The sequence below is a fragment of the Acidovorax sp. WCS2018Noco2-16 genome (assembly GCF_031843945.1).
Taxonomy (GTDB): Bacteria; Pseudomonadota; Gammaproteobacteria; order Burkholderiales; family Burkholderiaceae_C; genus Paracidovorax.
Window position 1 is genome coordinate 1 of the sequence record NZ_JAVTJJ010000009.1, and the last position, 11,683, is coordinate 11,683.

Annotated in this window: 9 protein-coding genes; 1 reads left to right on the forward strand and 8 read right to left on the reverse strand. The window is 68.6% G+C overall.

Features of this window, described 5'->3' with window-relative positions:
- Positions 1-408: 408 nt before the first annotated feature.
- The 5 genes from RQI28_RS15760 to RQI28_RS15780 all read right to left on the reverse strand — a co-directional run bounded on the left by RQI28_RS15760 (position 409) and on the right by RQI28_RS15780 (position 7,686).
- Positions 409-1,806, reverse strand: a complete 1,398-nt coding sequence (locus RQI28_RS15760; RefSeq protein ID WP_311222507.1) for a phospholipase D-like domain-containing protein — start codon at positions 1,804-1,806, stop codon at positions 409-411.
- Positions 1,803-3,251 (reverse strand): ATP-binding protein, encoded by a 1,449-nt coding sequence (locus RQI28_RS15765; RefSeq protein WP_311222508.1) that lies wholly within the window; start codon positions 3,249-3,251, stop codon positions 1,803-1,805. Before RQI28_RS15765 ends, RQI28_RS15760 begins: the two co-directional genes overlap by 4 nt.
- A complete protein-coding gene (locus tag RQI28_RS15770) occupies positions 3,248-3,907 on the reverse strand; it encodes a response regulator transcription factor (protein WP_311222509.1) in 660 nt (219 codons plus the stop codon). The genes RQI28_RS15765 and RQI28_RS15770 overlap by 4 nt, the downstream gene beginning before the upstream one ends.
- Positions 3,908-4,096: 189 nt before the next feature.
- A complete protein-coding gene (locus RQI28_RS15775) occupies positions 4,097-5,641 on the reverse strand; it encodes a Do family serine endopeptidase (protein WP_311222510.1) in 1,545 nt (514 codons plus the stop codon).
- A gap of 125 nt (positions 5,642-5,766) precedes the next feature.
- A complete protein-coding gene (locus RQI28_RS15780) occupies positions 5,767-7,686 on the reverse strand; it encodes a serine/threonine-protein kinase (RefSeq protein WP_311222511.1) in 1,920 nt (639 codons plus the stop codon).
- 192 nt (positions 7,687-7,878) lie between these two features.
- On the opposite strand from RQI28_RS15780, the gene RQI28_RS15785 reads away from it, so the two are divergent.
- Positions 7,879-8,787, forward strand: a complete 909-nt coding sequence (locus RQI28_RS15785; protein WP_311222512.1) for a 23S rRNA (adenine(2030)-N(6))-methyltransferase RlmJ — start codon at positions 7,879-7,881, stop codon at positions 8,785-8,787.
- A gap of 51 nt (positions 8,788-8,838) precedes the next feature.
- Here RQI28_RS15785 and RQI28_RS15790 read toward each other — a convergent pair whose 3' ends face one another.
- From RQI28_RS15790 to RQI28_RS15800, 3 genes are all read right to left on the reverse strand, one after another.
- Positions 8,839-9,582, reverse strand: a complete 744-nt coding sequence (locus RQI28_RS15790; protein WP_311222513.1) for a septal ring lytic transglycosylase RlpA family protein — start codon at positions 9,580-9,582, stop codon at positions 8,839-8,841.
- 148 nt (positions 9,583-9,730) lie between these two features.
- The gene (gene metF, locus RQI28_RS15795) at positions 9,731-10,594 is read right to left on the reverse strand and encodes a methylenetetrahydrofolate reductase [NAD(P)H] (protein ID WP_311222648.1); all 864 of its coding nucleotides are present in this window, start codon (positions 10,592-10,594) and stop codon (positions 9,731-9,733) included.
- 26 nt (positions 10,595-10,620) lie between these two features.
- Positions 10,621-11,622, reverse strand: a complete 1,002-nt coding sequence (locus RQI28_RS15800; protein WP_311222514.1) for a TlyA family RNA methyltransferase — start codon at positions 11,620-11,622, stop codon at positions 10,621-10,623.
- Positions 11,623-11,683: the final 61 nt, after the last annotated feature.

An 11,683-nucleotide genomic window follows, 5' to 3' on the forward strand; every position in this document is an offset into this window, starting at 1 on the left:
CCAACACCCACACGGGCCATCGCTTTGCTCGGCCTGGGGCGCGGCGCAAGCGCCTGCGCAAAGGGCCGAGCGCAGCGATGGCCCGTGTGGCTCCCCCACTCCCGTGTGGATGCGCCTGTGTCGGGCAGGGCGTGGGGTGAGCGGGTGCGCCGCAGGACGCACACGCATCGTTGTCTAGCTCGCCGCGGCTGTCTGAACGTAGCTGCAAAGCAGCGCAGTGAGTTCCGCGGCGCATCCCACGCCCTGCACGACACAGGTTGCCCCGCTCGCCGCAGGCGAAAGGGGTCGCAGACAGTCGGGTCGCCTTTCTTTTGGGTACTTTTCTTTGGCGAAGCAAAGAACAAGTACCTCGCCCGCCGGGACGAGACCCGGCCCCGGGAAACAAACGCAGAACAAAACCCCAAAAGACTAAAGCTGAAACCCCACAGCCCTAACCACCCCCTCCCCCACATCCCGAACCCACGAAGGCCGCCGGGCAGCGTAAGGCACAGCCAGCCCCACCTGCGCCTCGCACCACCGCGAAAGCCATCCCACCTCTACAGGTGAATAGAAAACAGCCATCGCCTCGTAGTTCAAGAACAGACTCCGCGCATCCAGATTCAGCGACCCCGACATCGCCAGGTCATCGTCGATCAACACCGCCTTGGCATGCACCATCCCCGGCGCCAGCCACACCTGCGCGCCAGCAGCCGTCAGCTCACGCAACGCCCGCTCGCGCGCCCAGTCCGCCAGCCGGTGGTTGGACCTGGCAGGCACCAGCAAGCTCACCTGCACACCCCGCCGGCAGGCCAGGCACCAGGCGTCCAGCAGCGCGTCGTCGGGCACGAAGTACGGCGTGACGGCCACGATGCGCTGGCGGGCGTGATAGCCGCCCGCCAGCAGCAGCGCGTGCACGGTGTCGTCCGCATGGTCAGGCCCGCTGGGCAGCCACTGCACCAGCGGGCCGTGCGATGTCGCTGCGGGCGGCAGGCGGGGCAGCACGGTGCGCGCCAAGCGGCCGCTGGCAGACTGCCAGTCGGCGCCGAACTGCGCTGCGGCCTGCGCGGCGACGGCGCCCTGGATCTCGTAGCTCAGGTCAATCCACGCCGGTCGGCCGGACCGGTCGAGAAAATACTCGCAAGCCAGGTTTCGCCCGCCGCTCCACAGGCGCACCCCGTCGGCCACCACCAGCTTGCGGTGGTTGCGCAAGTTGGTGCGCCCGCGCAGCGGGTTGTGCAGCACGGGCATGAAGCGCTGCACCTGCACGCCGCCGCGGCGCAGCTCACGCAGCAGGCGGCGCGGCATGTGCAGGCTGCCCACGGCATCGACCAGCAGGCGCACGGCCACGCCACGTTGCACGGCACGCAGCAGCCCGCGCGCGACGCGTTCGCCGATCTCGTCGGCGCCGAAGACGAAGGTGCACACGTCCAGGCTGCGCTCGGCCGATTCGATGGTGTGCAGCAGGCCGCGCAGCGCCTGGGCGCCGTCCTGATGCAGCTCGATCGCGTCGTTGCGCACGGCGGGTGCCAGCTCCATGGAGGCCAGCAACTCCATCGCCCACACCGGGCCGCCGGCGGGCAGCGGTTCGACCTCGGCACCCCTGGCCGCCCGAGCCCGGCGCAGCGGCCGTGCGAACTTGCGGGTGCCGAACAGCAGGAACAGTGGCACCGCGACATACGGGAACGCAATGATGGCCACCACCCAGGCCATGGCGGCCGAGGGGTGGCGCCGCTGGTGCCCGATGCGCGTGCCCATCACGTAGACCAGCAGCCCCAGGGCCACGAACGCGGCATGGCCGACGCCGGAGAGAACGGCCAGCCAGGTCATGCGCCGCGCTCCTGGCCGGCCACCGCCGGCTCGGCCGCACTTGCATGCAAAGGCAGCGACACCGTCACGCGCAGTCCACCCAGTTGCGGCGATGCATCCAGCACCACGGCCGCGCCATGCATGCGTGCGATGGTCTGCACGATGGACAGGCCCAGGCCGCTGCCCGCGATGGCGTCGCCATCGGCCTCGGACTGCGCTGCGCGGTGAAAGCGCGCCATCACCTGCGTGCGGTCTTCCGGCGCGATGCCGGGGCCGCTGTCTTCCACGGTTAGTTGCACCGCCGTGCCGCCCCGCTCCGCCACCACGCTCACGTCTACCGTCCCGCCGGCGGGGGTGTATTTGAGGGCGTTGTCGATCAGGTTGCGCAGCAGAATGCGTAGCGCTTCCGCATGGCCGGGGACGGCGGCGGCATCGGCTGGGCCCAGGCCCAGGTCGATGTTGCGCGCCTGCGCGTGAACCGCAGCGTCCACCACCGCCTGGCGGGCCAGGTCGGCCAGCACCACGGGCTGCGGGGGCGTGCCGGCGGTCAGGCGGGCCTCTTGCCGGGCCAGGGCCAGCAATTGCTCGACCAGTGCCGTGGCGCGGTCGATGCCGGCGGCCAGCCGCGCCACGGCGCGCTCGCGCGTGTCGGCATCGGGCGCGCGCTGCAGGCCCTGCACCTGCAACTTGAGTGCCGCCAGCGGAGAGCGCAGCTCGTGCGCGGCATCGGCCACGAAGTGCTGTTGCGCTTCGAACGCGTGGTGCACACGGCCCAGCAGCAGGTTCAGCTCATCGACCAGGGGACGCACCTCGGCGGGCAGTGCATCGCCATCGACCGGCGAGAGATCGCCCGCCTGCCGCTGGGCCACCTGGCGGCGCACGCGCTCGACCGGCGCGAGCGAGCCGCTCACCGCCCACCACACAGCCAGCGCCAGCAGCGGCGCCAGCAGCGCGATGGGCGCCGCCGTGCGCAGCGCCAGCGAGCGCGCCATGTCACGGCGCACGGCCATGTCCTGCGCCACCTGAATCACCTGCGCTTGCGTCTGCACCGACAGCACACGGTAGGTCGTGTGGTTGGCCCGCACGTTGGAAAAGCCCAGCACCGCACGCTGCGGCAGCGCCGCGCCCACCGCCGACTCATACACGCGTAGCCCGTCGGACGACCACACCTGCACCACGAATTCATGGTTCTCGGGCTCGCCCGGCAGCAGCGGCGCATCGCCTGAAGGCAGCGAAGGCAGGCCCGGGCGCAGCGCCTGCGCCATCTGCTGCATGTGATAGTCGAACAGCACATCGGCCTCAGCCAGCGCGGCGCGGTAGGCCAGGCCCACTTGTGCCAGCGCGGCGCAGGCAATGGCGGCCAGCAAAAACCACAGCAGCCGGGCACGCAGCGAATGTGCACGCCGGGTCGTGGCCGGATGCGTATCCGAGCCAGTCTCTTCTGCGCCCGCGGCCGGCCCGCTCATACCTTGGGCACCATGTAACCCACACCGCGCACGTTCAGCACCAGGTCGGCGCCCAGCTTCTTGCGCAGCCCGTGGATGTAGACCTCCACCGCGTTGCTGCTGATCTCTTCGCTCCAGCCGTAGAGCTTTTCTTCCAGTTGCTGGCGCGACAGCACTGCGCCGGGGCGGGCCAGCAGCGGCTCCAACACGGCCCATTCGCGCGCCGACAGCACCACCGGCTGGCTTTGCACGGTCACTTCGCGTGTGGCGGGGTGGATGACGACACCCCGGTGTTCATAGGCCGGCTCGGCCCGCCCCGCCGCGCGGCGGGTGAGCGCGCGAATGCGGGCCAGCAACTCGTCCATGTCGTAGGGCTTGAGCAGGTAGTCGTCGGCGCCGGCGTCCAGCCCCTGCACGCGCTCGGCCACGGCGTCGCGTGCGGTGGCGATCAGCACCGGCGTGCGGTCCTTGCGCGCGCGCAGATCGCGCAGCACGTCCAAGCCGTCGCGGCGGGGCAGGCCCAGGTCCAGCAGCACTGCGTCATAGATCTGCGTGCGCAAGGCAGCGTCGGCCATAGCACCGTCGCGCGCCCAGTCCACTGCGTAGTGCTCGGCGCGCAGCAGGTCGTGCACGGCCTCGCCGATCATGGTGTCGTCTTCGACCAGCAGCAGGCGCATACCGACGGCTCCCGTCAGACTGGCGCCGCCGCCACCTGCGCACGCACGCAGACAGCGCAGCGATGGAGGGTGTGGATGGCGAGGGGTTCGGTAGGCGCAGGCATGCAGCAAAGCATAGCGGCAGCCTGTGGCCGGCAGGGGTAGGACGGCTTCAACCGTATGCCACGCCCTGCCGGCACGCCAGCCCGGTCAACCCAGCCGCACCGGCACGAAGATGCGGTCGCCATCGCGCTGGATCAGCAGCGCTACCGACTTGCCAGCCTTGGCCACGGCTTCGCGCACCTGGTCCATGCCCTGCGCGGGCGTGCCGTTGATGGCCAGCAGCACGTCGCCCGGCTCCACCCCCGCGATCGCTGCGGGGCCACGCACCTGCTCGATCAGCAGGCCGGCCTCCACGCCGGCTTCGCGCCGCTCCTGCGGCTTGAGCGGGCGCAGCGCCAGGCCCAGCTGGCCCTTGCCCACAGCCTGGTCGGCGGCGGCGGCCTTGGCGGACTTCTTGTCGCTGGCATCGCCCAGCGTGGCGACGATCTCTTCCTTCTTGCCGTGGCGCCAGACTTCCATGCGCGCCTGGCTGCCGGGCGCGGCCTGCCCCACGAACGCAGGCAGGTCGCCCGAAGCCACGATGGGCTGTCCGTCGATGCTGCGGATCACGTCGCCCGACTTCAAGCCCGCCTTGTCGGCCGGCCCGCCCGGCTCGACGCCCGCCACCAGCGCGCCTTCGGGTTTGTCGAGCTGGAACGAATCGGCAAACGCCTGGTTCACCTCCTGCACCGACACGCCCAGCCGCGCATGGCTGGCCTTGCCGGTAGCCAAAATCTGGTCCTTCACCTTCGCCGCCACTTCGATTGGAATGGCGAACGACACGCCCTGGTAGCCGCCCGAGCGGCTGTAGATTTGCGAGTTGATGCCCACCACCTCGCCGCGCGTGTTGAACAGCGGCCCGCCGGAATTGCCCGGGTTCACCGCCACGTCGGTCTGAAGGAAAGGCACGAAGCTGTCGTCCGGCAGCGCGCGGCCCTTGGCGCTGACCACCCCGGCCGTCACGCTGTTTTCAAAGCCGAAAGGCGAACCGATGGCCAGCACCCATTCGCCCACGTTCAGCGACCGCGTGCTGCCCAGTTGCACCACCGGCAGGTTGCTCGCGTCGATCTTCAGCACCGCGATATCGGTCTTGGGGTCGGAGCCCAGCACCTTGGCGCGAAACTCCCGCCGGTCGGTCAGCTTCACCGTGACGCTGCTGGCGCCCTTGACCACATGCGCATTGGTCAGCACCACGCCGTCCGCACTGACGATGAAGCCCGAGCCTTCGCCCTGCATCGGCACCTCGCGCTGATGCGGCATGCGCCCGCCGCCCGGCATGCCAAAGCGCTTGAAGAATTCATAGAACGGATCGTTGGGGTCGATACCCTGCGCGCCACGTTGCTGCGCGGCCGGCGTGCCGTCGTCATCGTCGTCATCGCCCGCGCCGCCCAGCGACGTCTTGGTGGTGCCGGTGACGCTGATGTTCACCACTGCCGCACCGTTGCGTGCGGTGATCTGCGCAAAGTCGGGCATCGCCACACCGCCACCCGGCAACCCGCCTGGCGCAGCAACCGCTGACACCGGCACCTGCTCAGCCGTGGCCGCATGCCCGGGCCGCATGTTGGTGACCAGCCCGGCACCGGTCGCCCCGATGGCGCCCGCAGCGACCAATGCCAGAGTCAGGCGGCGAGGAGTGGAGAGGATGGAGTTCATGGCAAACCTTTCAGTGGGTTGTTGCATGAACGGCAGTGTGGGAGCTAAGACTTAGGCGAGGCTTAGGTCCCAGGCATGCAAACATCGGCCGCGGCGTTGGAGCGGCCAGTCCTCTCATCCCTTTGCTATTGCGAGAACATTTCCCGCTTGCGCGCCTCTTCCTCCTGGCGGCGCCGGTTTTCGACGCAGACGGGATGGTTGGCAGCACCCGGTGCCTGACATTCGCGGTGCACGCACATCGGGCGTGTCAGCAGCGAGGAGCTGGCGCAGGCTTCGTCGGGACCCGGGGCGCGAGCGGCGCGCTGGGGTGCTGCGGGCGCAGGGGCTGCTGGCGTTGCAGGTGCAGGCGCATCGCTGGGCACTGTGCCGGTGGCAGCGGCTGGCGTTGTGCCGGCGGCGGGGGCGTCACGGCGCGTCGCGGTTTTGGCCGGACGCGGCGCTGGCGCGGTCACGAACGCGGGCGGCGGAGCATCGGCCGATGCAGGCGTTGCAGGGGCAGTCGCTGCCTGAGTGCCCGCGGCTGAAGCTGCCAGGGCAGCGGAGGCCGGCACGGCGGACGGCTCCGCCATTTCCGTGATGATTTCGCTATCGGGTGTGCGAACCGGCTGGGAGGCAGTCCGCCACCACAGCGCGGATGCAATGGCGACCATCACGAGCGCGCCGAGCAGCGCAGCGACCAGGACAGGCGACTTCTTCAGGTTGACTGCGGCTGCCGACGGCTGATTGGAGGATGTCAGTGTCTGACCGCCACCACCCGCCACGTCGGAGCCAGCAGAACGCGGAGCCGGACTGCGCTGGCTGGCCTCTGCCGCGCGCCGCGGCTTCGCAACGGGTGTAGTAGCGGCTTCTTCCACGGGCAGCACCAAATCGGCAATAGCCTTCTCGGGCGCCGGTGGGGCGGCGGGCGGCACAACGGCCACTGCTGCCCCGACTGCGGCCTGCTGCTGTGCCAACACATCGGCCAAGGTTTGCGGAACGCGCGTCGTGGGCATGGATACCGCGTCGAGCACGACTGAGGCGGACGACACAGACAGGTTGGCCGCATCTGCAGAACCTGGTTCGATCCAAACATCGCCCAGTTCGGCGCGGAAGTCGAAGTGCTCCAGCCCCAGAGCCGGCGCCTGCAATTCCAGAATCTGCGCGAACGCATCGATGGACTGGGGCCGATCTTGCGGGCGCAATTCCAGCGCCTGTGCCATGGCGGCGACGAACGGCGCCGAATATTCAACGCCGAACTGCTTTTGCACCGTGCGCGCCACGCGCGAGAAAGGCACCATGCGGTCGCGGATGGAGCGCAGCGTGGCGGGCAGCGGCGTGTCGTTGCACAGGCACCCGTGCATGACCGCTGCCAGCGAATACAGATCGCTCCATGGCCCTTGCTGCAGGTCGCTGCCAGCGTCGGTGTATTGCTCGATGGGGGCGTAATTGACCTTCAGCACGGCAGTGTGCTGGCGGTCGCGGTCGCTGATGGCGCGGCGCGCGGCGCCCAGATCCAGCAGCACAGGGGGCCCCACGTCCTGCAGGAAGACGTTGTCCGGCGAGATGTCGCGGTGCAGCATCTGCGCGTCATGCAGCACCCGCAGGGCGCCCAGCACCGACCACAGCACCTTGCGCAGCAAGGCCTCGGACGGCGGCGTGCGCATGTGCGCGCGCGCCTGCTTCAGCGTCATGCCGCCATAGAGCGGCATCACCATGTAGGCGGTGTGATTGGCTTCCCAGAAGCGGAACACCTTCACCAGCGAGGGATGGTCGAACTGCGCCAGCAGACGTGCCTCGTCCACGAACGATGCAAGGCCGGTCTGGTACGACTGCTCGTCGGATGAGGAGCGTACCCACAGCGACTGGCCTTCCGCACGCCCCGCCAGCGACGAAGGCATGTATTCCTTGATGGCGACGAAGCGCATCAGGGAATGGTCGAACGCGCGATACACCATGCCGAAGCCACCCACGCCCAGCAGCGACAGCACCTCGAACTCACCCAGGCGTGCACCGGGCTCCAGCGCATCGACATGGTTCACGGCGCTGGCAGATAGGGGACTGGGCATGGTGGAAATGAACAAAAACGGGGAGGCGAAAAGGGGAGGCGAGCAGCGTCCCTCCCAATCGTAGCGTGCGCTGCAGCCAATCCGCGCGCCATCATCGGTGAAGAAACGCCACCCAGGGCGACAAAAGTGCTCCGCGCCCGTGGAAACAGCGCCTAACGACACACCAGCGGCCGCGCTGGTTACCATTGGGCAATGTTCAGTTATCGCCACGCCTTCCATGCAGGCAACCACGCCGATGTGCTCAAGCACACCGTGTTGATTGCCACCTTGCAGCATTTGACCCAGAAAGACGCGGCGTTGACCGTGCTCGACACCCACGCGGGGGCCGGGCTTTACCGGCTGGACGGCGACTACGCCAACACCAGCGGCGAAGCGGCCGACGGTATCGCCCGGTTGCTGGCGACCGCGCCGGCTGACGCCAAGGCCCCGGCGGTCAAGCTCACCCCTGCGTTGCAGGCCTACCTGGACGTCGTGCGCGCCTTCAATCAGGGCACGCAAACGCGCGTTTACCCTGGCTCGCCCTTCATCGCCCACCAACTGCTGCGCAGCCAAGACAAGCTCAAGCTGTTCGAGCTGCACCCGACCGACCTGCGCTCGCTGGCCGGCAACGTGGCCCAACTGGAAGCCGGCCGCCAAGTGGCCGTGCTGCACGAAGACGGCTTCGAGGGTGTCAAGAAATTTTTGCCCCCACCGGCTCGCCGCGCCCTGCTGCTGTGCGATCCCAGCTATGAAATGAAGAGCGACTATGGCCGCGTGCTGGACATGGTGGCCGACTCGCTCAAGCGCTTTGCCACCGGCACCTACGCCATCTGGTACCCGATCATTCCGCGCCCTGAGGCGCACGATCTTCCGCGCCGCTTGAAGACCATGGCAGTCAAGGCCGGCAAGCCCTGGCTGCACGCCACGCTGACGGTCAAGAACAGCAAGCTGGTCGAAAACGCGGAAGGCGAGAAGCGACGCCCCGGCCTGCCCGCCAGCGGCATGTTCCTCATCAACCCGCCGTTCACGCTGAAGGCCGCGCTGAAAGACGCCCTGCCGCAGATGGCCGAGCTGCTGCAGCAGGACCGGCACGCCGCGCACAGCCTCGAATCGGGCGGCTGACGCACCGAGCAGCCCCGCAGACGCCATGCGTCGTGGGGCACAGGCTTTTGTTTACTCGCCCACGTCCTTTTCAGGGCAGCCCGCATCGTCTTCCGGCGCCAGCGCCGTGATGGCTACGGGCTTGGTGCCCAAACCCAGCATGCCCAGCTGCTTTGCCGCAGCCTGGCTCAGGTCGATGATGCGGCCACCCGTGTGCGGTCCCCGGTCGTTGATGCGCACCTGTACCGCCCGGCCGGTCGCCAGGCTGCGCACGCACACCCGCGTGCCGAAGGGCAAGGTGGGGTGGGCAGCGGTCAGCGCATACATATCGAACCGCTCGCCGCTGGCGGTGCGACGTTTATGGAATCGCGCGCCGTACCACGACGCCATGCCCTGCTGATCGGGTTCTGCGTCGTCGTCTTCGAGCGGCTTGCGCAAGCCTCCGCCGGGTTTGTCGCTGTCCAGCGAATACATGCCGTTGGGCCCCGGAACGCCGGCGGGTGCGATGGACGGAACGACGGTGGAGATGGGGGGCAGGTCGGCCTCGCGGCGTGCCCGGCTGCCAGCCGCTGATGCCTGCTGGGAGGCGGCCTCGGCCTTGGTGTCAGCACCTGTCGCCGCCTGATTCTTCCGGGGTGGCACCAGCGTGCGCAGTGGCGGACTGTCTGCTGCGGGCTTTTCACCGGAGGCGGGCGGAGAAGGTGCAGCGCAGGCGGCGATCAAGCAGACCCCCGCGAGCACGGCGCCCCAGCGCACCGCACACTGTGCGGCGTTCACCATGGAGGGACGAAAGGCGGCTGCCGCGATACGCCTCATGCGGGCTGCGCCAGAAGGTGGGCGAGACGGCTTGCACCGCCACACCACCAGGGGGCGAAGGAAATTTTCATCGGCGCGATGTTAGCCGAGCCATCCGCGGCCGCGTAACCAAGCGCAGTCTGGGGCTGCGTGGGCCGATGGCAAGACCCTATAGCCCCAGACGACGGCACAGCTCCAGCGTGGCACCGCTCTGGTTCATCGTGTAGAAGTGCAGCCCCGGCACGCCGCGTGTGCGCAATTGCTCGCACAGTTCGGCCACTACGTCCAGGCCAAAGGCGCGAATGCTGGCCACGTCGTCGCCGAAGCCCTGCAGGCGCAGCCGTATCCAGCGCGGGATCTCGGCGCCGCAGGCGTCGGAAAAGCGCATCAGCTGGGTGGAGCCCAAAATGGGCATGATGCCCGGCACCACCGGCACGTCCAGCCCCAGGCGCCGCGTGTCGTCCACGAAGCGGAAGTACGCATCGGCGTTGAAGAAGTACTGCGTGATGGCCGAATCGGCACCCGCGCGCACCTTGGCGGCATAGGCCTGCAGGTCGGCTTCGGGCGAGCGGGCCTGCGGATGCACTTCGGGGTAGGCCGCGACTTCGATATGAAAGTCGTTGCCCGTCTCTGCGCGGATGAAGGCCACCAAGTCGCTGGCGTAATGGAATTCACCACCCGCGCCGTAGCCGCTGGGCAAATCGCCACGCAACGCCACCAGGCGGGTGACGCCCATGGCTTTGAGCTGCGCAAGCTGGGTGCGCACCGTCTCTTGCGTGGCGCCGATGCACGAGAAATGCGAAGCCGCGCTCACGCCTTCGGCCAGTATCTCTCGCACAGTGCTGAACGTGCCTTCCTGCGTGGAGCCGCCGGCGCCGTAGGTCACCGAACAGAATTCGGGCCGGCGGGCGTAGAGCTGCTGGCGCACGGTGCGCAGCTTCTCGGCACCCTCGGGCGTCTTGGGCGGAAAGAATTCGAAGCTGACCGGGAACGCTCCCGATCTGGCCGCCGATGCGGCGGGCGCATCGGTCATGCTGGTGGTGGTAGTGGTAGTGATGTTCAAGCCGCACTCCTTGCGTGAATGAAGAACTCGCGGTTGCCGTCGCCGCCATCGACCGCGCTGTCGTACCAGCCCAGCACCTGAAGGCCCTCGGCCGCGCAGCAGTCGCGGATGCGCTGCTCGACCAGCGGGTACATCGCCACGTCGCGCACGATGCCGCCCTTGCCGACCTGGCCGGGCTGCAGCTCGAACTGCGGCTTGACCAGCATGAGCAGGTCGCCACCGGCCTTCAGCAGAGGCGCCACGGCAGGCAGGATCAGCGTGAGCGAGATAAACGACACGTCGCCCGTCACCAGGTCGAACACCGGGGTGACGTCGACCTGTTCCAGCCCCGCACGCCGGCGGCGCACGGTGGGCAAGGCGCCCTGGGCACGGGCACGCGCCCTGGCTGAACGCTCGGCCTTGAAGGCCTCCACGTCGTGTTCCTTGGCGTCGTCGCTGTCGTCGTACGCTTCGTCGACCAGGCCGCCGTTGCGCATCCAGCTGTAGGGCGCCTCGGGCTGGGTGTCGTTGTCGTCCGGGTCTTGCTCGACCTGCTCGGACAACGCGTCTTCGCAGGCCTCCCGCAGCGATGCGGCCGTTACGGAACGGGCGTTCAGGCCTTCGACTGCCACCACGCGCGGGTCTTGCCGCAGGCTGTCGTGCAGCTGGCTGTGGCCCACGTCCACGCCGATCACCTGCACAGCGCCCTGCTGCAACAGGCAGTCGGTGAAACCGCCGGTGCTCTGGCCCACGTCCAGACAGCGCCAGCCGGCCACCTGCAGGCCGGTGGTCTGCAGCGCGCCTTCGAGCTTCAGGCCGCCGCGCGACAGGTACCGCGCTTCGGATTGGTCCAGCAGCTGCACTTCGGCGATTTCTGGAATGTCGTCGCCGTTCTTGGCCACCTTGTGCCAGGGCAGGCTGGCCGCCAGCCGCCACTGCACACCGGCGGCGATCAGGCGCTGCGCCTGCGACCGGGTCGTCGCGTGGCCCTTGTCCACCAGATACACGTCTGCGCGCATGCACCCATCCTTTTTTTAGAGTCAAATAGGCCTCTAGCGCTTATCCATCAAGCGCTATTAG